Origin of the sequence: Burkholderia sp. HI2500 (assembly GCF_002223055.1) — a bacterium.
Classification (GTDB): Bacteria; Pseudomonadota; Gammaproteobacteria; order Burkholderiales; family Burkholderiaceae; genus Burkholderia.
In genome coordinates, this window is record NZ_NKFL01000006.1 from 1,482,507 (window position 1) to 1,505,938 (window position 23,432).

Annotated in this window: 20 protein-coding genes; 14 read left to right on the forward strand and 6 right to left on the reverse strand. The window is 66.8% G+C overall.

Annotated features, from left to right (window positions below; translation table 11 throughout):
• Window positions 1-19: 19 nt before the first annotated feature.
• From CFB45_RS24375 to CFB45_RS24385, 3 genes are all read right to left on the reverse strand, one after another.
• On the reverse strand, window positions 20-1,033 hold the full coding sequence (locus tag CFB45_RS24375; protein ID WP_089427754.1) for a transglutaminase family protein: 1,014 nt from the start codon (window positions 1,031-1,033) through the stop codon (window positions 20-22).
• 8 nt (window positions 1,034-1,041) lie between these two features.
• Complete coding sequence (locus CFB45_RS24380) at window positions 1,042-1,983, reverse strand: alpha-E domain-containing protein (RefSeq protein ID WP_089427755.1); 942 nt, start codon at window positions 1,981-1,983, stop codon at window positions 1,042-1,044.
• Window positions 1,984-2,047: 64 nt separating this feature from the next.
• Window positions 2,048-3,463: a circularly permuted type 2 ATP-grasp protein gene (locus CFB45_RS24385; protein WP_046547558.1), complete on the reverse strand. Its 1,416-nt coding sequence runs from the start codon at window positions 3,461-3,463 to the stop codon at window positions 2,048-2,050.
• Window positions 3,464-4,065: 602 nt separating this feature from the next.
• Here CFB45_RS24385 and CFB45_RS24395 point away from each other — a divergent pair.
• The 11 genes from CFB45_RS24395 to CFB45_RS24450 all read left to right on the forward strand — a co-directional run bounded on the left by CFB45_RS24395 (window position 4,066) and on the right by CFB45_RS24450 (window position 18,619).
• The gene (locus CFB45_RS24395; RefSeq protein WP_089427757.1) at window positions 4,066-5,064 is read left to right on the forward strand and encodes a LysR substrate-binding domain-containing protein; all 999 of its coding nucleotides are present in this window, start codon (window positions 4,066-4,068) and stop codon (window positions 5,062-5,064) included.
• Between the two features lie 712 nt (window positions 5,065-5,776).
• Complete coding sequence (locus tag CFB45_RS24405) at window positions 5,777-6,220, forward strand: hypothetical protein (RefSeq protein ID WP_089427759.1); 444 nt, start codon at window positions 5,777-5,779, stop codon at window positions 6,218-6,220.
• 62 nt (window positions 6,221-6,282) lie between these two features.
• Complete coding sequence (locus CFB45_RS24410; RefSeq protein ID WP_089427760.1) at window positions 6,283-7,086, forward strand: hypothetical protein; 804 nt, start codon at window positions 6,283-6,285, stop codon at window positions 7,084-7,086.
• A 105-nt stretch (window positions 7,087-7,191) separates the two neighbouring features.
• Window positions 7,192-9,891 carry a poly-beta-1,6 N-acetyl-D-glucosamine export porin PgaA gene (gene pgaA / locus CFB45_RS24415; protein ID WP_089427761.1) on the forward strand — a complete coding sequence of 900 codons (2,700 nt, stop codon included), beginning with the start codon at window positions 7,192-7,194 and terminating at the stop codon, window positions 9,889-9,891.
• 18 nt (window positions 9,892-9,909) lie between these two features.
• Window positions 9,910-12,000, forward strand: a complete 2,091-nt coding sequence (gene pgaB, locus CFB45_RS24420) for a poly-beta-1,6-N-acetyl-D-glucosamine N-deacetylase PgaB (protein WP_089429127.1) — start codon at window positions 9,910-9,912, stop codon at window positions 11,998-12,000.
• The gene (pgaC, locus tag CFB45_RS24425; protein WP_089427762.1) at window positions 11,997-13,268 is read left to right on the forward strand and encodes a poly-beta-1,6-N-acetyl-D-glucosamine synthase; all 1,272 of its coding nucleotides are present in this window, start codon (window positions 11,997-11,999) and stop codon (window positions 13,266-13,268) included. The genes pgaB and pgaC overlap by 4 nt, the downstream gene beginning before the upstream one ends.
• On the forward strand, window positions 13,246-13,734 hold the full coding sequence (locus CFB45_RS24430) for a Biofilm PGA synthesis auxiliary protein PgaD (RefSeq protein WP_089427763.1): 489 nt from the start codon (window positions 13,246-13,248) through the stop codon (window positions 13,732-13,734). Before pgaC ends, CFB45_RS24430 begins: the two co-directional genes overlap by 23 nt.
• 118 nt (window positions 13,735-13,852) lie before the next feature.
• The gene (gene glmS / locus CFB45_RS24435; RefSeq protein WP_089427764.1) at window positions 13,853-15,676 is read left to right on the forward strand and encodes a glutamine--fructose-6-phosphate transaminase (isomerizing); all 1,824 of its coding nucleotides are present in this window, start codon (window positions 13,853-13,855) and stop codon (window positions 15,674-15,676) included.
• A complete protein-coding gene (locus tag CFB45_RS24440) occupies window positions 15,673-16,941 on the forward strand; it encodes a hypothetical protein (RefSeq protein ID WP_089427765.1) in 1,269 nt (422 codons plus the stop codon). The genes glmS and CFB45_RS24440 overlap by 4 nt, the downstream gene beginning before the upstream one ends.
• 330 nt (window positions 16,942-17,271) lie before the next feature.
• A complete protein-coding gene (locus CFB45_RS24445; protein WP_089427766.1) occupies window positions 17,272-18,105 on the forward strand; it encodes a c-type cytochrome in 834 nt (277 codons plus the stop codon).
• A 34-nt stretch (window positions 18,106-18,139) separates the two neighbouring features.
• On the forward strand, window positions 18,140-18,619 hold the full coding sequence (locus CFB45_RS24450; RefSeq protein ID WP_089427767.1) for a GNAT family N-acetyltransferase: 480 nt from the start codon (window positions 18,140-18,142) through the stop codon (window positions 18,617-18,619).
• 92 nt (window positions 18,620-18,711) lie between these two features.
• Here CFB45_RS24450 and CFB45_RS24455 read toward each other — a convergent pair whose 3' ends face one another.
• From CFB45_RS24455 to CFB45_RS24465, 3 genes are read right to left on the reverse strand one after another with little or no spacing between them, the layout of a single operon-like run.
• The gene (locus tag CFB45_RS24455; RefSeq protein ID WP_089429128.1) at window positions 18,712-19,977 is read right to left on the reverse strand and encodes a Zn-dependent hydrolase; all 1,266 of its coding nucleotides are present in this window, start codon (window positions 19,975-19,977) and stop codon (window positions 18,712-18,714) included.
• Entirely contained in the window at window positions 19,970-20,494 is a 525-nt protein-coding gene (locus tag CFB45_RS24460) for an L-2-amino-thiazoline-4-carboxylic acid hydrolase (RefSeq protein WP_089427768.1), read from the reverse strand. The genes CFB45_RS24455 and CFB45_RS24460 overlap by 8 nt, the downstream gene beginning before the upstream one ends.
• Window positions 20,495-20,523: 29 nt before the next feature.
• Window positions 20,524-21,690 (reverse strand): branched-chain amino acid ABC transporter substrate-binding protein, encoded by a 1,167-nt coding sequence (locus tag CFB45_RS24465; RefSeq protein WP_089427769.1) that lies wholly within the window; start codon window positions 21,688-21,690, stop codon window positions 20,524-20,526.
• Window positions 21,691-21,868: 178 nt separating this feature from the next.
• On the opposite strand from CFB45_RS24465, the gene CFB45_RS24470 reads away from it, so the two are divergent.
• The 3 genes from CFB45_RS24470 to CFB45_RS24480 all read left to right on the forward strand — a co-directional run bounded on the left by CFB45_RS24470 (window position 21,869) and on the right by CFB45_RS24480 (window position 23,432).
• A complete protein-coding gene (locus CFB45_RS24470; RefSeq protein ID WP_011355549.1) occupies window positions 21,869-22,765 on the forward strand; it encodes a LysR substrate-binding domain-containing protein in 897 nt (298 codons plus the stop codon).
• A gap of 89 nt (window positions 22,766-22,854) precedes the next feature.
• Window positions 22,855-23,073 (forward strand): CopG family transcriptional regulator, encoded by a 219-nt coding sequence (locus tag CFB45_RS24475; protein ID WP_089427770.1) that lies wholly within the window; start codon window positions 22,855-22,857, stop codon window positions 23,071-23,073.
• Window positions 23,067-23,432 carry a type II toxin-antitoxin system VapC family toxin gene (locus CFB45_RS24480; protein WP_089427771.1) on the forward strand — a complete coding sequence of 122 codons (366 nt, stop codon included), beginning with the start codon at window positions 23,067-23,069 and terminating at the stop codon, window positions 23,430-23,432. Before CFB45_RS24475 ends, CFB45_RS24480 begins: the two co-directional genes overlap by 7 nt.

Genomic DNA, 23,432 nt, shown 5'->3' on the forward strand with positions numbered 1-23,432 from the left:
GGCGAAAACGTGCGCGAGGTCAGACGAGCTCGGGCGTCTGCACGACGCTGATCTCGACACCGACGGCCGTCGCGCCGAGCCCCGTCACCGGCTGCGCGTCGCGATAGTCGAGGCCGACCGCGATGCGCACGTAGCGCTCGTCCGGGCAGCGATTCATGAACGGATCGAACCCGACCCAGCCGAGCCCTTCCACATACGCCTCGGCCCACGCATGGCCGGCCGGCTGCTGCGTCAGCCCGGCCGCCTGCGACTGCGCGCCGTGCGCCGGCTGCGGCATTCCCTGCGACTGCGACTGCGATTGCGACTGGGACTGTGACTGCGACTGCGCCGCATGCGACGCGCCGAGCACCTGCTGCATGCCCTCGCCGCTCTGCAGCGCGAGCGCTTCTTCCTGCTCGACGTCGCCCGCGTTCTGCTTCGCGTCGGCGATGCGTTGCATCGCGCTGTCCGCCAGCACGTAGCCCGAGATATAGCGCGCGGGAATCTTCAGCACGCGCGCGGCCGCGATGAACGCATGCGCATGGTCGCGGCTCGTGCCCTCGCCGCTTTGCAGCGCGGTTTCCGCGTCGACGGGGGCGTCGGCGGCCAGGTTCGGTGCATACGCGATGCGGTCGTGCACTTCCGTCATCAGCCAGTGCAGCGCGTCGAGGCTGTGCGGCTCGATCGGCAGCGCTTGCGCCAGCGCACGCACGGTGTCGCCGGCCTTCGTCAGCGCCGTTTCGCGCTCGAAGATCCACGGCGGCGCATAGCCTTCAGGATGACCGAGTATGCCCGCGCGGTCCTGCGTCTCGACGACGCCGGCCGCGATGACGACGATCTCGGCCTTCGCGCCGCGGTCGTGCCGCACGAGGTCGATCCGGTTGCCGAGCCCGTCGGCATAGGACAGCGACGGCTCGACGCCGTCGATCGTGACCTGCCACGCGCGCACCGTCTGCCCGGGGCCCGACTGCGGGCGCAGCCGCAGCCGTTGCAGCGCATGGGTGGCTTGATCGTCGAACTGATAACGCGAGATGTGTCGGATGGCGAGTCGCATGGCAAGTCTCAGTCGAAGTTGTAAGCCTGGGCGATTTCGAGCCCGAGGCTGTTGTTGCGGCCGATGAAGTCGGTCAGGAACTCGTGCAGGCCACTCTTGAAGATCCGCTCGACCGAGGTGTCGGACAGCATTTGCAGGATCTTCGTGGCCGTGTCGTGACACGGGTGTGTCACACCGTAATCCTTTGCGAGCAGGTTCAGGCTCGACACGACGCGCCCGTAGCAATAACGCAGCGAACGCGGCATGCGGCCGTTCAGGATCAGGTAGTCGGCGATGTTCATCGGCTTGTACTGCACGTCGTACACCCAGCGGTACGAACGGTGCGCGGCGACGCAGCGCAGGATCGTCTCCCACTGGTAGTTGTCGAGGATCGTGCCGACGTGCGACACCGACGGCAGCAGCAGGTGGTATTTCACGTCGATGATCCGCGCGGTGTTGTCGGCGCGCTCGACGAACGCGCCGATCTGCGCGAAATCGAAGATCTCGTTGCGCAGCATCGTGCTGTAGAAACTGCCGAGGATCAGCGCGGTTTCGCGCTTCACCTGGTCGAGCACGGCCGGCAGTTCGCTCTCCGGCACCGGCTGCGCGAGCGCGCGGCGCAACGCGAGCCACGCGCCGTTCACGCTCTCCCATGCCTCGCGGGTGAGCGCCGTGCGCACCATCCGCGCGTTCGAGCGCGCGGCGTCGATGCACGACAGCACGCTCGACGGGTTGTCGCGGTCGCGCAGCAGGTAGTCGGTCACGGTATCGGCCGCATACGCGTCGTATTTCTGCCGGTAGCCGTCGTCCGTGCCCGAGCTGACGAGCACCGACGACCATTCGGCCGGCGCGTCGGACGTGCGCGTGAGCGCCATCCGCAGCCCGGCATCGACGATGCGCGCGATGTTCTCCGCGCGCTCGATATAGCGGTACATCCAGTAGAGACCGCTTGCAGTACGTCCCAGAAGCATCTCGTGTCCACTCCGTCTTCGTTCGGTTGGCGCCCCGGTCGCGGGGCGCGCGGTCGCGTCCGGCTCAGTCGGCCAGCACCCAGGTGTCCTTGGTGCCGCCGCCCTGGCTCGAGTTGACGACGAGCGATCCCTCCTTCAGCGCGACGCGCGTCAGCCCACCCGGCGTGATGCGGATGCGATCCGACACCAGCACGAACGGCCGCAGGTCGACGTGGCGCGGCGCGAGGCCGGCTTCGGTCAGGATCGGCGTCGTGGACAGCGCGAGCGTCGGCTGCGCGATGTAGTTCGCGGGGCGCGCGCGCAGCTTCGCGGCAAAGGCTTCGAGCTCGGCTTTCGACGCGCACGGCCCGACCAGCATCCCGTAGCCGCCCGAGCCGTGCACTTCCTTCACGACCAGTTCGTCGAGATGGTCGAGCACGTATTTCAGGCTGTCGGCCTCGCCGCAGCGCCAGGTCGGCACGTTCTCCAGCAGCGCCTTGCGGCCCGTGTAGAACTCGACGATCTCCGGCATGTACGAGTAGATCGCCTTGTCGTCGGCGATGCCGGTGCCGGGCGCGTTCGCGATCGTGATGTTGCCCGCGCGGTACACGTCCATGATCCCCGCGACGCCGAGCACCGAATCGGGGCGGAACGTGAGCGGATCGAGGAACGCGTCGTCGACGCGGCGATACAGCACGTCGATCGGCTGGAAGCCTTCGGTCGTGCGCATCGCGACGCGGCCGTCGATCACCTGCAGGTCGCTGCCCTCGACGAGATGCACGCCCATCTGGTCGGCGAGGAACGAATGTTCGTAGTACGCGGAATTGTGGATGCCGGGCGTGAGCACGGCGACGGTCGGGTTGTCGGCGTTGCCGCCCGGCGGGCACACGGCCGCGAGCGACTGGCGCAGCATCTGCGGATAAGTCTCGACCGGGCGCACCTTCACCTGCTGGAACAGCTCCGGGAAGAGCTGCATCATCGTCTCGCGGTTTTCCAGCATGTACGACACGCCGGACGGCGTGCGCGCGTTGTCCTCCAGCACATAGAATTCGTTCTCGCCGGTGCGCACGATGTCCACGCCGATGATGTGCGTGTAAACGTTGCCGGGCGGCCGGAAATCGATCATTTCCGGGATGAACGCTTCGTTGTGCGCGATCAGGTGCTTCGGCACGATGCCCGCGCGCACGATTTCCTGGCGGTGGTAGATGTCGTCGAGGAACGCGTTGAGCGCCATCACGCGCTGCTCGATGCCGAGCGACAGCCGGCTCCATTCGGCGCCCGAGATGATGCGCGGGACGATGTCGAACGGAATCAGCCGCTCGGCGGCCTCCGCGTCGCCGTAGACGGCGAACGTGATGCCCGTCTTGCGGAACACGCCTTCCGCGTCGTAGGCCTTCTGGGCGAGGCTCGCGGGATTCTGCGTGTCGAGCCACTGCTTCAGGCGCGCGTAGGGCGCCCTTACCATGTCGCCGGATTGCAGCATTTCATCGAATGGCTTCATCGATCTTTTCTCCATCGATCGTTTTCCCCGGCATTGCGCATGCCGGACCGGCGTAATGAATGCTTTGCAAGGAACGTGCCTTGCGCGATCCCCTCGATATCCCCCCGTTTTTGCGCCGCGCCGGGCACGCCCGCGCGGCATTGCGCACCATCACGGTGCAGCGCCCGACGCGACGGGCGACGACGGTGCGTCGCCGGCGCGCACGGTTCATGCTGCGCCGCGTCTTTCGAACATAGTTCCCCCGCGTGTCACGAATGTGCAATCTGCACTGCACAAAAAAACGGCCCGCCCGCGCATCGGACCACCGGAACGAAAGAACGGGAAGGCGGGCCGGCACGCGCACGGCGCAACCGGCCCTGGGGGAAGTACCGTCTGCGGCCGCACCGGCAGTTCGACGCGATGAACTGTCCGGTTAAGCCGGGTCCGGCACCTCAACGCTATGCAGCCGTAATCCCGCCGACAACGCCCATGCATATTTCGACTGACACCCATCGAAAAAAAACATCGGGTCGAGCGGCGCGAGGCGCGGTACGCTAGAACGTTCGTGCAGCAAACGGTGCCGCCGCCTTTCAGGCGCCCGACTATAAAAAGCGAAGATCGAAATGGAAGCAAAGTGGCTGGAAGATTTCCTGAGCCTTGCGGATACCAAGAGCTTTTCCCGGGCCGCGCGTAACCGGCACCTCACGCAATCGGCATTCAGCAGACGAATAGCGGCACTCGAAACCTGGATGGACGCGAAGCTGGTGGATCGGAGCATCAACCCGATCACGCTCACGCCAGCCGGCCAGATGTTCCGCGGGCTCGCCGCGGACATCCTGCGCAGCATGTATGCGGCGCGCAATCTCGTGAACGGCTACGACCAGTTCGCGGCCAGCGACCAGGTCGTGCGTTTCGCGGTGGCCCACACGCTCGTCTTCACGCTGTTTCCCGAATGGCTCAAGCAGCTCAACGGCGAGGTCGGCCACGTCACCGCACGCGTCAACGCGGTGAACGTGCCGGAAGGCGTGCAGCAGCTCGTCGAAGGGGAATGCGACCTGCTGCTCGGCTATCACCATCCGCAGCTGCCGATCGTGCTCGACCCGAATCACTTCCCGTTCGTCAGCCTCGGCGTCGAGCGGATCCTGCCCGTGTCGACACCCGATGCGCGCGGCAAGCCCGTGTTCCAGTTGCCGGGCACCCCCGATGCACCGCTGCCGCTGCTCGCGTATTCGTCGGGCGCGTTTCTCGGCAACATCGTCGAGATGCTGCTGCTGAATGCCACCGAGCCGTACATGCTGCACCGCTGCTTCGAGACGCACATGTCCGAGGCCCTGAAGGGCATGGTCGTGGCCGGGCACGGGATCGGCTGGCTGCCGGAAAGCTGCGTCGCGAAGGAACTCGCGGAAGGCACGCTCGTGTGCGCAGGTTCCGGCGACTGGATCACCGAGCTCGAAATCCGCCTGTACCGATCGGCCCGCAAGCGCGGGCTCGCGGCCGAGCAACTGTGGACCTACATCATGAACCGGCCGCGCACGGCGGTCGACGGTGCAGCCGGCGCGGCCGAACCCGCGGCCGCACCGGCGATGCGCATCGCCCGGCGCAGCGCGGGCGGCAGCCGCTGATCGTCGCGTTCGCGTCGTTCCCGCGGACGACGCGAACGCAAGCACGGTTGGCGACAATCCGGTGTGCGCATCCATTCGCGCCGCGTCGCTTCCCGGATTACACGCCCCGCTTTCCGGTAGCAAGCAACGATCCCGCTTTAGCCTGAAAAATGACCGTGCCGGACGCGTAATCGATATCAGATGATTCGCAATCGTTTGCATCCCGTGGATGAACTTTTTACGTCCGGCATTGCACATCGGCATTTTCCGTCTGATTATCAGGACAGAAATACCCTGTTACAGAACAAATTAAAAGTTTCGATTTACCTGTAACAATCTAAAATACCAACAACGCCTCCCCCGCATTTCATATCGTGCGACCTGTATCTGGATCGATTTCAATTTTTCCGGAACACAGCCGCAAAAATTCCTTTTATCAGTCGTTATTTTTCGGCACGAATGGCGATACGTCCGACGTGATTCAATGCGTGGCGGATCATCGCTACCGACTAGCAATATTCATATTCGGCAATATCGACTTTCTTCATAGTTAATGGAATCATACGAATCCGTCGCAATCCTATTTAAATAGGATATTTAACGTCGTCCCATTCAGGCCACACGCGGTTGTTGGTTCAAAGTCCATCGTGTATCAATAGCGTGTCGCAAAAAGAACGTTGGCAAATCTGACTCGGAATAAATGCTCGCCATTGATTCCGGACGGGAGGTTGCAATGTCTTCCTCGTTTCGACAGCATGCTCGCCCTTTGCTGAGCGTCTTCATCTGCGCGCTCAGCATGAATGCGATGGCCCAGACGCTCGCGTCCCAGCCGTCCGCGTCCGCGCCCGCCCCTGCATCCGGCCCGGGTGCGGATCGCTACGTCATTTCGTATATCTGCGGCGATGCGCGGATCGACGGTACGGCACCGCTACCGCCCGACGGACGGCCGTACAACCTGGGCGTGTCGTTTGCTTCAGCCAAGACGGGGCAGCCGCTCGCCAACGTCCAGGTGCGCCTGCGGCGACATGGCCGCGTGCTCGTCGAATTCAATGCATCGGGGTCGCGTTGCCTGTTCAGCGTGCCCGATGCGAGCTACCGGGTCGAAGGAACCTATCAGGGCGCGACCCAGTTCGCGATCGTCGAAACGGGTGCGCTGACCACGCAGTTGAAATGGTGAGCGCCACCTGAGCGAACCGCATCACGTCTTACACCACAACGTATCGAATCGAGGAGACATGAATGACTCGTGCAGAACGACAGGACGGCTCGCCCGCCCACCAGCCGAAACCCTCCTGGGGTCCTGGAAAGAACGCGGCGCTCAGCTTCGCCGCATTCGCCGCGATCTTCGGCCTCTTCGCGTACGCCGAACGGGACACGACGGTCGGCCATGCGAGCGTGACGCACGACATCTCCGGCGCGATCGGAACCGCCGTCGGGAAAACCCGCAACGCGATCATGGCCCTTGCCTCGCACGCACCCGCAACGGGCACGTCCGGAACATCGGCCGAGCCCGGGGCAGCCTCGACACGCACGCCGGCCTCGCCGCCCGCGCCGCCGTCGCAGGTTGCGTCGACGTCGGCCGCGCCCGAGGTATCCACCGTGCCGCCCGTCTCGCTCGCGGTCGAACCGAAAGCCGCGCGGCAGCCCGCCCCCCAAGCCGTCGTGAAACAGCGGCAGTCGGCGCATGCGCCGCCCGTGACGCTCGCGGCCGGTACGCATGCGGCATCGGCCAACGGTCGCGCCGCCACGCGGCACGGCGCCGCGCACCGTGCGCAGCGTGCCGAAGCGCTGGCCGGCACGAGCAGGCGCATGGACTTCGCGCCCAAGCCCCGGCCGGACGGCAGCGACACCATGCGCATGCAGACGGCCAGCATCACGCACGCGGAGCTGGAAAGCGCGCGTGCGCTGGCGAAGGCGCGCTCGTGCGCGGTGATCGACGAATGGGACTGCGTGGAACAAAACGCGAGCCGGGCACTCGCGATCGACCCCAAGAACAGCGAATCGCGTGCATTGCTCGGTCAGGCGATCCGCAACCGGCTGTAAGTCGGGTCCGCATCGCCGGGCACTCGCAGCCCGGCCGCGCGACGTGCGGCGACGTGCGTCGTCACACGGACAACCGACGTGATCGTGTCAATAGGAGGACACCTCGTGGACAACAATCGGAAACAACAATGCACCACCGTCGCTCCGTCCAACCGACGGCTCCTCCTGCATGCGCCGCTGGTGTTGCTGCTCGTCGCGTCCGGCCCCTGCTTCTCCGCCGACGGCGATCCGGAAACGGGCCGCGTCAACGAATTCGCCGGGACCCACGGCGCCCCGGACGCGGTGCCGCGCGGTGGGCAGCCGATGGTCGTGTCGATCCAGATTGCCCAGGCCGAGGTGGCCCCGCCCCCTCATGAGCCGACGCCGATCGCGCGGGCGTCGGATGCGTCGATGCAGATCGCGCAGGCATCGACCCCGCAGCAGCCGACCCTGCCGACCACGGTCGTGGTGGAACCGGAGGCGCCGCCATCGAGCGCCGCCGCGCCGGGTGCACGTTCGCCGGAGACGGTGAACACGCCAGCACCGGTCGCGCAGACATCGACCGCGCCGATGCTGCTTGCGCAGGCCGAGAACGCCCGCCCGCCCGAAGCACCGACGCCTGCCGCCTCGACGGCGTCCGACGCGTCCGCATCCCCTTCGCCGGCGCCGGTCGCGCCGCCTTCGGACACCCCGCCGAAGATCGAACGACCCGCACCCGCCATGCCGCCGCTTGCGCCGACGCAAACCGCGCAGGTCTCCGGCACCCCGATGCCGAATTCGCCCGCGCCCGTTCCCCAGATGCCGGGCTCGCCGCCGCCGTCGTCCCCGGCGCCGAACTCGCAAACGCCCGGCGCCCAGCTGCCCGGCGAGCCGACACAGCGATCGCAGGGCCCGGACGTCGAAACACCGAATGCCCAGGCGCCGAATCTGCGTACCGCCGACGTCGAGACCGTGCGCAACGACGTGTTCGGCCTCGCGGCGAGCGGCGGCGCGGTCAAGGCGCTCGACGAAGCGAAGGCCCGCCCCGATGCGTTCTCCGCCGTCGACATCGCGCAACTGGAAGAACTGTCGATTCGCCAGCAGGTGCGCGGCGGCCGCGACAAGTCGCGCTCGATGACGAGCCCCGACCGCTTCGACGGGATCGACAACGCGCTGCGCGCGGCAGACGACCTCGACAAGCGGATACCGGCCACGCCCGAGTACACGCCGGTCAGGACTGCGCTCGCGGGCGACCGGACGATCGCCCTTGCGGCACGCGGCGACATGAAGCAGGCCGTCGCGACGTTCGAGACGATTCCGTCCAACGCGGAAATCTCGATCGACGCGCTGGCAGCCGTGGGCGACGCCTACCTGTACCTGAGCGAACCGGTCAAGGCGAATGCCGTGTACCAGCGCGCACTGAAGCAGGCGACCGCGTCACCGACGGATCGCGCGACCCGCGGCTTCCAGTACGGCGAGCGCACGCGTCCGATCGAACTGCGCGAAGGGCTGTTCTGGTCGTACGTCGACCAGGGACGCGCTGCGGACGCAAAGCAGGCGCTCGACGACATGGGCGCGACGCTTCCGCCGGCCAAGCAGGTGACCAACGTCGGTCCCGGAGAAAGCGACTATCTGCGCTACTACCGGCTGCGTGCGCAATACCTGATCTTCACGGGTCACCCCGATGAAGGGATCGCCGCACTCGAAGAGCTCGAGAAGGAGGTGCCGTTCAACGCGGAGGTGCGCGCCGCGCATGCCGACGCGGTGTCCGGCCAGGCGCATCCGCGCCAGGCGATCGCGATGTATCGCGCGTCGCTGACCGACCACCCCGACAGCGTCGAGATGCTCGCGGGCCTCGGTCGCGCATCGCTCACGGCCGACGACTACGCGACCGCGAAGTACGTCGACCAGACGCTGGACAACACGTTCCCGGACAGCGGCGCCGTGCGGGGCTTCAAGCGCGACTACAACGCGTACCGCAGCCCGGTGTTCACCACCGACCTGAGCTTCGAGCACGGCAACAGCGCACTGGCCGACAACAGTTTCACGTCGGACAGCTACCTCTATTCGCAACCGTTCGGCGACAACTGGCGGGTCTTCGCGCACACGTTCTACGGCCATGCGCAAACCGACGGCGGCAGCGTCAGCCGCACGCGCACGGGCATCGGCGGCGACTACCGGCACGGGCCGCTCACCGTGCTGGGCGAAGTCACGCGCTCGCTCGGCGGGGACGGACGCACGGGCGGCCGCGGATCGATCGCGTACGCGCTGAACGACTACTGGACGGTCAGCGGCGGGCTCGACTCCAACGACAACTCTCTGCCGTGGAAGGCGTACGCCGCGCACATCTGGGGCCGCTCGGCGAACGTGTCGGTGGTGTATCGCCAGAACGACCGTCGCGAGGTCAAGCTGAGCTACGGCGTGAGCCGCTACAGCGATTCGAACTTCCACCAGGAGATCTCGGCGACCGCCACGCAGCGCGTGTACACGACCGCCACCCAGCAGGTCAACGTATCGCTGGATCTCGGCACCAGCAGCAACACGCGAAAGGACGCGCCCTACTTCAGCCCGGGTCGCGACTACGCGGCCGCGGCAACCGTCATGCACCAGTTGACGCTGTGGAAGAAGGGCGACATGGGGCTGCAGCAGCGCGTCTCGGTGTCCGGCGGCATGTACAACGAGCGCGGCTTCGGCACCAGCGCCCTGTGGAGCGCGCGCCTCGAGCACGCGTGGACCTTCAAGCACGACATCACGCTGAGTTACGGCGTGGAGGTCAGCAGCCACGCGTACGACGGCCAGCGCGAACGCTCCGAAACCGGCTTCATGTCGGTCAACCTGCCGTTCTAGCAAGGAGATCGAGCAATGCTGCAATCCAGACGGACCTTCATGTGCGGATGCATGGGCGCATTTGCCGCCTGTTCGCTGTTTCCGGGCGTGACCAATGCCAGGATGATCGACCTGCTTCCACCGTCCGATCCGGCCGACGGCAAGACGTTTCGCGTGATCTGCATGCATGACGTGCGCGACAACCTGATGGCGTCGTTCAACTCCGGTACGGCGATGGTCGACGCGTTCGCCGTCGATACCGGCACGCTGACCGCCATCTTCTCGTGGCTGCAGACCAACAACTATCACACCATCACGGTCAAGCAGATCGAGGAGTCGCGGCACGGCGGCAAGCCGCTGCCGCCGCGCTCGGTGCTGCTCACGTTCGACGACGGCTTTCGCAGCCACTACACGAAAGTGCTGCCGCTGCTCGAGCGCTTCAAGTATCCGGCGGTGATGGGCCTCGTCACCGCGTGGATCGACACCCCGCCGGATACGCCGATCCGCATCAGCGACAAGGTCCAGGTGCCGCGCGACTATTTCCTGTCGTGGGACGAGGTGAAGAAGCTCGGCCAGTCGCCGTTCGTCGAGCTCGGTTGCCACACCCACAACCTCCATCACGGCGCGGTCGCGAATCCGCAGGGCAACGAATTGCCGGCGACCACGTCGCATCTCTACCTGCAAGACCAGAAACGCTATGAAACCGACGCCGAATTCCACGCACGCGTGCACGACGACCTGCAGACTTGCGTGCGGCAGATCCGCGAACGCACGGGCATCGTCGCACGGTCGATGGTGTGGCCATACGGCGCGGAAAACCAGCCGGTGCGCCAGATCTCGACGTCGCTCGGGATGGACATCCAGTTCAGTCTCGATGCCGGCCCGAATACGCCGGACGTGCCGCTGGACCGGCTGCGGCGGATCCTGATGATGTACGACATCGACATCGGCGGGTTCGAGCGCTCGATGCGCGAGCCGGCGTCGAACCGCGGCGACGTCGACGTGCCCGAGCGCATCGTGCAGGTCGACCTGGACCAGGTCTACGATCCGGACCCCGCGCGGCAGGAAGCGAATCTCGGCAAGCTGATCGAGCGCATCTACCGGATGCAGCCGAAATCGGTGTACCTGCAGGCGTATGCGGACCCGAAAGGCACCGGCGTGGCCGAATCCGTGTATTTCCCGAACCGGCACCTGCCGATGCGCTCCGACCTGTTCTCGCGTGCCGCGTGGCAGCTCAACACGCGCGCCAACGTGCAGGTGTATGCCTGGATGCCGGTGCTCGCGTTCCGGCCGCCGGCCGACAAGCTGCGCGGGCTCGAGGCCGTGAGCGCCTACGGCGGCGCGCCGGCGCGCGAGAACGGCACGCGCACGTTCCGGCTGAGCCCGTTCGATCCGGATGCGCGGCTGATGATCCAGCAGGTCTATGAGGATCTCAGCAAGCACGCATCGTTCAGCGGCATCCTGTTCAGCGACGACGCGGTGCTCGACGACTACGAGGATGCGGGCCGGCACGCGCTGCGCATCTATTCGCAGTGGGGGCTGCCGGCCGACGTCGGCAAGATCCGCGAGAACCCCGACCTGCTGAAGCGCTGGACGCGCCAGAAGTCGCGCTACCTGATCGACCTGACCAAGCAGCTGGAACAGATCGTGCTGGCCCACCAGAACGTGGGCGACGTGCTGACCGCGCGCAACATCTTCGCGATGCCGGTGCTCAAGCCCGAATCGGAAGCGTGGTACGCGCAGAACTACGACGATTTCCTCGCGACCTACGACTACGTCGCGCTGATGGCGATGCCGTACATGGAGCAGGCGAAGGATCCTCAAGGCTGGCTGGACCAGCTCGTGAAAGCCGTGCACGCGAAGCAGCGCGGGCTGCAGCGCACCGTGTTCGAACTGCAGTCGTACGACTGGCACGCACAGAAGCCGGTGCCGGCCAGCACGCTGCTCGCGCAGATGCGACGGCTGCGCAGCGAAGGCGCGGTGAATTTCGGCTACTACCCGGACAACTTCCTGAACGGGCAGCCGGAACTCGACGCGATGCGCGACGTGATGTCGCTGAAGTCCCGCCTCGACCCAACCTCGATCAACGCGCTGATGCAACAACATACGCAGGGGACGAAGACGCCATGACCACCCACAGCATCATCCAGCGCCTGCAGGATTTCGTCTTCTACTACCCGTTCTTCATGTCGTACCTGTGGATGATCGGCGGCGTCGTGCACTACTTCCTGCTCGAGGAAGGCCGCGAGCTGTCCACGCGAACGATCGCGTCGAGCGGCATTCCGAAGATCTCGATCGTCGTGCCCTGCTTCAACGAAGCCGCGAACGCGCGCAGCGTGATCAGCCACCTGGACCGGATGCAGTATCCGAACTACGACATCATCGCGGTCAACGACGGCAGCCAGGATCGCACCGGCGAGATCCTCAACGAGCTGGCCGTCGAGATTCCACGGTTGCTCGTGATCCATCACGCGCGCAACGAAGGCAAGGCGGTCGGGCTCACGACCGCGGCGGCCGTGTCGAACGCGGAATACCTGCTGTGCATCGACGGCGATGCGCTGCTCGCGCATGACGCGATCGGCTGGATGCTCGAGCATTTCCTGACCGATCCGGGCGTCGGCGCCGTGACCGGCAACCCGCGCATCCGCACGCGCACGTCACTGCTCGGCCGCATGCAGGTCGGCGAATTCTCGTCGATCGTCGGGCTGATCAAGCGCACGCAGCAGGTGTACGGCCGCATCTTCACGGTATCCGGCGTGATCACGATGTTCCGCAAGACCGCGCTCGCCGACGTCGGCTACTGGAGCTCGGACATGCTGACCGAGGACATCGACATCAGCTGGAAGCTGCAGTGCCGCGACTGGCGCGTCGTGTACGAGCCGCACGCGCTGAGCTGGATCCTGATGCCCGAGACGGTGAAGGGCCTGTACCGGCAGCGGCTGCGCTGGTCGAAGGGCGGCATCCAGGTGCTGATGAAGTACGCGGGCACGCTCGCGCGGCCGACGCAGATGATGATGTGGCCGCTGTTCGCCGAGTACCTGATCGGCATCGCATGGGCGTACTCGATGACGTTCATCCTGCTGCTCGCGCTCATCAATGTCGTGTACCCGCTGCCGCAAGACTGGCACGTATCGGTCGTGCCGCACTGGCACGGCATGCTGCTGGTCGCCACCTGCATCCTGCAACTGATCATCGGCAGCATGATCGATCGTCGTTACGACGAAAAACTCCTGATGTATTTCCTGGACACCATCTGGTATCCCGTCGCCTTCTGGCTGATCAGCATGATCACCACCGTCGTCGCCCTGCCGGCGATCGTGCTGCGGGGCCGAGGCAAGCGGGCCGTATGGGTCAGCCCCGACCGAGGCATTCAACATGAAGAACGCGCCGATTATTGACCTTTCCCTGCGCGCACCGCGCGAACTGATCGCCGAGCGCGGTCGCATCATCGGGTCCGTGCTGACCGTCTGGTTCCGGCTCTTGCGGCCGGCGCTGGTGGGGGCCGTGTGGGCATCGATCTGCATCTACACGTACCGCTACCTGCTGCCGTTCAATCCGGCCGAGATGCCGATCGAGCAGATGGTGTTCTACGCGACCAGCATCGCGCTCATCGCGGGCACCATCGTCATGTGGCTGATCGCCGGACGCGTCGTGCATCCGCTGGCCTACCGGCTGCGCGTGTCGAAGATACTGCGACGCTCGGCCAGCGCGAAGGTGCGCTCGGTGCCGCCGACCGTGCTGGCAAGCGCCCGCCGGCGCGGCGCGCGGCGCACGACGCGCATTCTCGTCGCGTCGCACGACGCGAACGGCTCGATTTCCGACATCGAATGGGTAGCCCACGCGGGGCCGCAGCCCCGCGAGTAGGTCAGCGGAGATGCGCCGCTGCGCACGGGGATGTCATTCGTGCGACGCGGCGTCACTCCAGATACCGCGCTGCCGCACTTTGCCGGCAGCCCGGCAACCTTTGTGGACGAGGTGAAACATGTGCGGAATCGTCGGAGCAAGCGGCCTGAACAATCAAGTGCCGCAACTGGTCAATGCGCTGAGCAGGCTCGAGTATCGCGGCTACGATTCGTGCGGCATTGCCGTACAGGACGAAGGCCGGCTGCGCAGTGAACGCACGTTGCGGCGCGTGACCGACCTGCAGGCCCGCGTGCTGACGCTGGGCCTCGAAGCGCAGACCTGCATCGCGCATACGCGCTGGGCAACCCACGGCGCACCATCCGAAATGAACGCGCATCCGATCATGTCGGGCGACACGATCGCGGTCGTGCACAACGGCATCATCGAGAACCACGACGCGCTGCGCGTGGAGCTGCGGGAGCGCGGCTATACGTTTCGCGGCCAGACCGACACCGAGGTGATCGCGCACCTGATCCACAGCCTCTATCGCGACGACCTGTTCGACGCGGTCGTGCGCGCCGTCAAGCGGCTGCACGGCGCGTACGCGATCGCGGTGCTGAGTGCGAAAGAGCCGCAGCGCCTCGTCGCCGCGCGCGCCGGCTCGCCGCTCGTGATCGGCATCGGCGCCGAGCAGAACTACCTCGCGTCGGACTGCGCGGCGCTCGGCGACCTGACCGACCGCTTCGTCTACCTGGAAGACGGCGACGTCGCGCTGATCACGCCGGACCGCATCGCCGTGGTCGACTCGGGCGGGCACGAGGCCCAGCGCCCGCTGTGCCATGTGAAGGCGCGCGAAGGCGACGCCGCGCTCGGCCCGTACCAGCATTTCATGCAGAAGGAGATCTTCGAGCAGCCGAAGGCGATCGCCAGCACGCTCGACGGCATCGACACGATTTCGCCGGCGTTGTTCGACGCGACCGACGGCACGCGCGCGCTGCTGTCGAGAGTGAGGAACGTGCTGCTGCTCGGCTGCGGCACCAGCTACTACGCGGGGCTGACCGCGAAGTACTGGCTGGAGGCCATCGCGGGCGTGCCCGCCCAGGTCGAGATCGCCAGCGAATTCCGCTACCGCGAGACGGTGGCCGATCCGCGCACGCTCGTCGTCGGCATTTCGCAATCGGGCGAGACGGCCGACACGATCGGCGCGATCGAGCAGGCGCGCGACATGGGCCAGGAACTGTCGATGGCGATCTGCAACGTGGCGACCAGCACGATCGCGCGCAACGCGCCGCTGCGGTTCCTGACGCGGGCCGGCATCGAGCTCGGCGTCGCGTCGACCAAGGCGTTCACGACGCAGCTCGTCGCGCTGTTCGTGCTGACGCTGACGCTCGCGCAGCTGCGCGGCCGGCTCGACGCGAAGCAGGTCGCGCTGCACCTGAAGCAGCTGCATGCGCTGCCCGAGCGCATCGGCCACGCACTCGCGCTCGAAACGCAGATCATGGGCTGGGCCACGAAGTTCGCACGTACCGAGAACGCGCTGTTCCTCGGGCGCGGCATTCATTTCCCGATCGCGATGGAAGGGGCGCTGAAGCTCAAGGAGGTGTCGTACATCCACGCGGAAGGCTATGCGGCCGGCGAACTGAAGCACGGCCCGCTCGCGCTCGTCACGAGCGCGATGCCGGTCGTCACGATCGCGCCGGACGACCGCCTGTTCCAGAAGCTGAAATCCAACATGGCCGAGGTACGCGCGCGCGGCGGGCGGCTCTACGTGCTGGCCGGCGACCAGCTCGGGATCGACGCCGACCGCGACACGCACCTGATCCGCGTGCGCGAATCGGGCGACGTGCTGTCGCCGATCGTCAACGTGATTCCGCTGCAACTGCTCGCCTATCACGTCGGCTGCGCGCGCGGAGCCGACGTCGACAAGCCGCGCAACCTCGCGAAATCGGTAACCGTCGAATGAAGGGTCGAACGCGCCCGGCACAGGCGGTCGCGCAGTGCGTCGCGGCCGCGCTGTGCGGCGCATGCGGCATCGTCACGGCGATGCCGCCCGCCTTCGCCGCCACGCCGGTCGTGCATACGGTCACCGTGCAGGGCACCCCTTCATCTCGCCCGGCCGTCGATCCGCGCAGCTTCATGCACGGCATCGGCGTGGCCGACGCCGGTAACGGCAAGCGCTGGGTGTTCTTCAGCAGCTCAGGTGTCGTGCCGCGCGGCGCGATGCGCGGCGGCAGCTGGCCGCATGACGTGTACGTCGGCGAATGGCTGCCCGGCAAGCCGAACCTGCTGCACGTCCGCACGTTCATCAGCCGCCCCGAGGCGCAGGAGCCCGTGTCGATCGCGCAGAACGCGCGCGGCGACATCTTCGTCACGTTCGAGGACGGCTGGAACGCGCCGCAGGAAGTCAGCCAGCGCTACGGCGTCTACCGCCGCGACCTGAAGCCGATCAAGCCCTATCCGAACGACGTCGAATCGGGCGGCCACTCGGGGCATGTCGCCACGGCGGCCGACCGCTTCGTCGTGTTCTATTCGGCCGACTGGATCGACGGCGGCGGCGTCGACAACCTCGGCACCGGCAACGGCGTGTACGTGAAAACCTACGACGCGGCCGGGCGCGTGCTGAACCATGTCGCGGTCGTGCCGCACCGCCGCGAGTGGTGGCCCATCGTCGCGGGCTCGCCGCACACCGCGCTGCTCGTGTGGCAGAAATACATCGAGGGCAGCACGGACGCGACGCTCGAATACGCGATGTTCGACCCGGTCACGGCGAAGCTGGACAAGCTGGGGACGCTGAACGACGCGATCCAGTACTACGTGTATTCGTCGGCTTACGTGCCGGAGATCGACCGCTTCATCGTCGTCACGACGACGGCGGACGATCGCGGCGTCGCGATGCTGATCGCGCCGGACGGCCGCCGCACGGCGACGCTCGACTGCCTGCCGGCGTCGGTGCGCGAATCCGGCATCGGGGTGTCCGGCACGCATGCGTACGTACCGAGCCGCGACGGGCGGCTGCTGACGCTGGCGCTCGGGCCGGCGGACATTTCGGTGAGCGGCGCGCAGCGTTCGCCGATTCCGTGGGGTTTGACCGGTATCGCCGGCTTCCCTGGGAGCGGCACCGCGATGCATTTCGTGTCGCTGACGCCGTCGGGCACGCGCGAAGCCGATTTCGAACCAGCCCGGGAAACGCCGATGCCGAAGAGCGCCGTGCCTTGTTCGAGTCATTGACAGTGGCTCTGTAGCGCGATCGCCGTGGACGCGGCGGGCCGGCATGCTCTCACCCCGGGCCGGGCCGTCGCCCCGCCTCTTCCGCCTCTTCCGCCTCTTCCGCTCCTTCCGCTCCTTCGGGCTCAATCCACGCCGCGTGATGCCGCATCCTTCCCTCTCACGACCCGACCGCCAGGCGCGCTGCCGCCAGCCGGTCCGATCATGACCGCCCCCCTTCCCGCGCCGCAGTCGCCAGCGCCGCGCGTACCGGATAGACTGTCGCCCGATTCCTTCCATCGGCCGCGGCGTCCGCCTCCTGTCGCCGCCGGAACGCCCTTTCCCGGAGAACGAATGCTGAAGCGCCGGTGGTTTTCGCTTTTGCTGCTGACGGTTTGCCTGATCGGACAACGCGCGTCGGCCCAGTCCGCGCTCGAACTCGAGACCGACGGCACGGCCCGCGCCCTCACCCGGCAGACGCTGCTCGCGCGCCCCGATGCCGCCGACATCCACGTGCCGCGCGACATCGCGTACGGCCGGCCGATGACGTTCCGCGCGGTGCCGTTCGCCGCGCTGCTCGGCGACAGGCTGCCTCCCGACGGCGTGCTCGAAACCCGCGCCGCCGACGGCTTCGCCGCGCAACTGCCGCTGGATCTCGTGCGCCGCCGCACGCCGGCCGGCGCCGTTCCGTGGCTCGCGATCGAGGATCCGGCGCATCCGTGGCCGAAGCTGCCCGGCAAGCAGGTCAGCGCCGGGCCGTTCTACCTGGTCTGGCTCGGGCCGGACGCGTCGTCGGTACGCGGCGAGCAGTGGCCGTACCAGATCGTGCGTGTCACGATCGAGTCGTCGCCGCTCGCGCGCTGGCCGTCGCTCGCCGTCGATGCCGCGCTACCCGCGAACGATCCGGCTCGCGCGGGCCAGCGCCTGTTCGTCACGCAATGCCTCGCGTGCCACCGCCTCGACGGCGCGGGCAGCAGCCACGCCGGCCCCGACCTGAACACGCCGATGAACCCGGTCGACTACTTCCAGCCGGCCGCGCTGCGCCGCTATATCCGCAACCCGGCGTCGGTGCGCGACTGGCCGGGCCGCAGCATGCCGGCGTTTCCGCCCGACCAGCTGAGCGACCGCGAGCTCGACCAGATCGTCGCGTATCTCGCTTATATGGCGCGGCGCAAGGCCGCCCAGTAACGCGCGGCTGAATCGAATGACTCGAGGAACGTTGATGACGTCAGGCGATACGCTGTTCACCATCGCACCGATCGATGCCGCGCAGACGCACCCGCTGCGCGCGATGATCCTGCTGAATGGCGATCTGGATGCGAGCGCGCTGGCCGGTGATCTTGCGCCGACGACGCTGCACGTCGGCGTACGCGACGCGTCGGGCATCGTCGCCGTTGCGTCGCTCTGCGAGGAGCTGCGCGAAGACGATCCTGCGCGACCGGCATGGCGGCTGCGCGGGATGGCCGTCCATTCTGCCGTCCGTGGCTTGGGCTTCGGGCGCGTGCTGGTGCAGGTTTGCGTGAGGCACGCGCAAGCGCGTGGGGCCGCGCTCGTGTGGTGCACGGCACGCGAGACCGCGTACCGGTTCTATGAAAAGCTCGGCTTCACGGCCGATGACGCGACGATCACGATGCCGGGGCGCACCGATACGGCGTTCCATGTGATGCGGCGGTATATCGATCGGCAATCGCCGGCGGGCTGACGCGAACCGCACGTTCGCGTGGTCAGGTGGAAAGCGACGCGGCCCGGCCTGGAGGGCACCCTCCCGCCGGACCGTCGCCGTCACACTCGGATTCAGGCTTCCTGCGCGCTCCGCAGCACCGCACGCAACAGCACGTCGGCGCCCGCCGCCGCCCATTCGGGCGTAATCGCTTCGGCTTCGTTGTGGCTCAGCCCGTCGACGCACGGCACGAAGATCATCCCCGTCGGCGCGACGCGCGCGACATAGCACGCGTCATGACCGGCGCCGGACACGATATCCATGTGCGACAGCCCGAGCGCCTGCGCCGCCTCACGCACCGTGTCGATGCAGCGCGGCGCGAACGGAATCGGCGCATACGTGAAGATCTGCTCGATCTGCGCACCGAGGCCCGTTTCGTCGGCCACCCGTGCAAGTTCCGCGCGCAGCGCCGCGTCGAGCTCGTCGAGCACCGCGTCATCGGGATGACGGAATTCGACGGTGAAGAAGCACCCGCCCGGCACGGTATTACGCGAGTTCGGCCGCGCCTCGATCATCCCGACCGTTGCCCGCGCGTACGGCGCGTAACGGCGGCCGAGCACTTCGACGAACGAGATCATCCGCGCGGCGCCGACCAGCGCATCGCGGCGGAATTCCATCGGCGTCGTGCCCGCATGTGCGTCGACACCGGTGAGCGTCACCTCGTACCAGCGCTGCCCCTGCCCGGCCGTGACGACGCCGATCGTCTTGCCGGCCCGTTCGAGAATCGCGCCCTGTTCGATATGCAGCTCGTACGCCGCATGCACCGGATAGCCGCCGACAGGCTCGGCACCCGCGTAGCCGATCCGCGCCAGTTCCTCGCCGATCGTCCTGCCTGCGCCATCGGTGCGCGACAGCCCGTATTCGAGCGTGTAGACGCCCGAGAACACGCCGGCCGACACCATCGCCGGCGCGAAGCGCGAGCCTTCCTCGTTGGTCCAGATCACGACGTCGATCGGGCGCTCGGTCTCGATGCCCGCGTCGTTCAGCGCGCGCACGACCTCGAGCCCGCCGAGCACGCCGTAGATGCCGTCGTAGCGGCCGCCCGTCGGCTGCGAATCGGCGTGCGAGCCGGTCATGACGGGCGCGGCGTCGGGGTTGCGCCCCGCGCGGCGCGCGAACACGTTGCCCATCCGGTCCACGCGCACCGTGCAGCCGGCGTCTTGCGCCCATTGCACGAACAGGTCGCGCGACTCGCGATCGAGATCGGTCAGCGCGAGGCGGCAGACGCCGCCCTTCGGCGTCGCGCCGATCTGCGCCATCCGGTCGAGCGACGCCCACAGGCGGTCGCCGTCGACGCGCGGCGCGCTCACGCTTTCGGCAATCGTGTTGTCGTCACGCATCGCCATTCTCCGGCGCCGCTTGCAGCGCGTAACGGAAATCGCAGCGCTTGCCGCCCTGCATGATCGTGCTCGTCCGCGTGAGCGCGATGTCCGGCGCATAGCCCTGGATGAAATAGCTGTCGCGCGCGCAGCTCAGCAGGTGCCCGATCTCGCCGAGCCCCATCGCGTGATACATCTCCGCGTAGCTGCAGCGATGCACGTCGTAGTCGTAATGCGCGTCGTCCGCGCGCCGCACCTCGACGTCGAGCGCATCGTCCTTCTCCCACAGCACCTGCAGCGCGATGAACGACTTCACGCTCGTGCCATCCGGTTCCTGTACGGCGAACGTGCGGCCGGCGTCCACTGCCGCGCCGCGCACGGCTTCCGCGATCACGGCCTGCGCGCGCTCGGCGCCGAACTCGCGCTTCATGATCTCGTAGATCGGCTTGATGATTTCCGCTTCGATGCGGCGCCGCGCGAGGATCCCGAGGCGCGTGTCCTCGGGGGCGGCGGCGGATGTCTGGGTGGCTTCGGTCATGGGGATCGTCTTGGTTGTCTTGTTGTGTGTTACTTGGCTACGGTGCGCGAGCCGCCGAGCACGTCGACGACGCTCCACTTGCCGCCGCGCACCTGGTAGATCGTGAAGGCCGGGTCCTTCAGGTTGCCTTCGTTGTCGAACGCGATCCGCCCCGTCACGCCGGGCCGGTCGATCGCACGCACCGCCGCGACCAGTTTCGCCGGCTGCGTCGTACCGGCTTTCTGCGCGGCCGCGATCAGCGTGGCGGCCGCGTCGTACGCGAACGGCGCATGCAGCTCGATCGGCGCGCGGAAGCGCGCCTGGTATTGCGTATCGAACGCCTTGCCGCCCGGCATCCGGTCGAGCGGCAGGCCCGGTTCAAGCGCGGTCACGCCGTCGCCGTCCTTGCCGGCCAGCGACAGGAAGGTCTGGCTTACGAAGCCGCCCGCGCCGAGCAGCGGCGCGTTCACGCCGAGCTGGCGCATCCGGCGCGAGATCGGCGCGGCCTGCGCATCGAGGCCGCCGAAGAACACGAGATCCGCGCGCTTGCCCTTGATCGCGGTCAGCACGCCGCTGAAGTCGGTCGTCTTGTCGTTCACGTACTGGCGATCGACGATCGTGCCGCCGTTCGCCTGCACGCCCTTGATGAACTGGTCGGCCAGGCCCGAGCCGAACGACGTGCGATCGTCGATCACCGCGATGCGCTTCGCCTTCAGCGTCTTCACCGCATACGCGCCGGTGAAATTGCCGCCCGCATCGTCGTGACCCATGATGCGGAAGGCGGTCGTGTAACCCTGCTGCGTGTATTGATGGCCGGTGGACGCCGGTGCGATCTGCGGGATGCCCGCATCGCGGTAGACGCGCGACGCCGGCACGCTGCAGCCCGTGTTCCAGTGGCCGACGACGCCGATCACGTGCTGGTCGACGAGCTGCTGCGCGACCGCGACGGCCGTGCGCGGATCGGATTGATCATCGGCCGCGACGAGCTTGTAGACGACCGGCTTGCCGCCGATGGTCGGATGCTTCGCGTTCGCGTCGTCGATCGCGAGTTGCGCGCCGTTCTGCAGATCCTTGCCGATCCGCGCGGACGGGCCGGTGAGCGGCGCGGCGAGACCGATCAGGACGGTCTGCGGCGCGGATTGTGCGAACGCGGGAACGGAGGCGACCAGGGCGGCCGCCGAGAATGCGAGGCTGGCGTGGAGAAAGGCGATTTTCATGTGTGGGGGATCAGCGAATCGAATCAAAACATGAAAAATATTAAATATTCGGCACCCAAACCCCAAATACCCAATTGTTGGATGCTTATACCGTTCCCGACACATTAACCTACATCACTGTAAATACAGGGTATTTTCATGTTGTCGCTTACCCTGATTTTTCGATAAAATTCGACACATGAAAAATATCGAACAATTGCCGCACGATCCACCGCTGCGCGCGGTGCGGGCGTTCGAAGCTTTCGCGCGCCTCGGGTCGGTCACCGCGGCGGCGGGCGAGCTCGACATCACGCCGTCGGCGGTCAGCCATCAGCTGCAGCTGCTCGAAGCATTCATCCAGACGCCGCTGACCGTGCGCGAGGGTCGGCTGCTCGCGCTCACCGACGAAGGCCGCGACTACTACCGCTCGATCAGCGCCGCGTTCTCGGTGCTGCGCAGCGCGACGCGCTTCGTGCGCGACCGCTCGTCGCTGCGGCAGATCACCGTCAGCCTGATTCCACTGCTCGGCATCGGCTGGTTCATTCCGCGGCTGCATGCGTTCCTGGCCGACAACACGGACGTCGACGTGACGGTGCTGTACGCGCATCACCGCAACTACCGCAGCGACGCATCGGACCTGTCGATCCGCTTCGGCACCGGCGACTGGCCCGGCTACCGCTGCGAGCGGCTGCTGCCGGGCGCGATGGTGCCGATGTGCAGCCCGTCGTTCCTGAAGCGCCACGGGCCGTTCCGCACGCCGGCCGATCTCGCGCGCGCCCCGCTCGTGCACGACGAGGATCGCAGCACGTGGGTCAACTGGCTGCAGGGCGCGGGTGTCAAGCACGTGTCGCATGCGGTCGGGCCGATGTTCGAGGACGGCCAGCTCACGCTGAGCGCCGCACGCGCGGATCTCGGCGCGGCCTTGCTGCGCGCGCCGCTGGTCGAGCGCGAGCTGGCGAATGGCGAGCTCGTGAAGCTGTTCGATCACGCGCTCGACGACGGGCGCGATTACTACCTGTGCACGCGTGAGGACGCGGACATGCCGGACGGGGCCAGGCGGCTGGCGGAGTGGTTGAGGAAGATGGCGGGGATTTGAGCGGAGCGCCTTACCGCCTCACCCCACCCGAGCCTTGCGCGACCTCAACGGCACATATATGATATACATATCGTATATCGGAGGCTGCCATGAGCCGGATTCTGGTTGATCTATCGAACGGCCAACTCGACGAGTTGGCCGCCATCGTCGAGACTGAGCGTCGTCCCCGCGCCGCCATCATCCGCGACGCGATCGATGCCTACATCGCCCTGCACAAGCGTCCGCTCGCGGACGACGTCTTCGGTCTCTGGAAAGATCGCACGGTCGATGGGCTCGCTTATCAGGAAGAACTGCGCTCGGAATGGTAAAGACTCTCTTCGACACCAACATCCTGATCGATTATCTGGGCGGCGTGGAATCCGCCCGCACGGAACTCGGCCGCTATGACTATCGAGCGATCAGCGCGATCTCGTGGATGGAGGTTCTGGTCGGCACGTCCTCACATAATGAAGCCGCGATGCGCGCTTGGCTGTCGTCGTTCGATGTCATCGCGCTCGACGAAGCAGTTGCCAATCGTGCCGTGACCATTCGCCAGGAACGCCGCATACGCCTGCCCGACGCGATCGTCTGGGCATCGGCACAAGTGAACGGACTGTTGCTCGTTTCGCGCAACACAAAAGACTTCCCAGCCACCGAACCCGGCGTTCGCGTGCCATACCAGATCTGA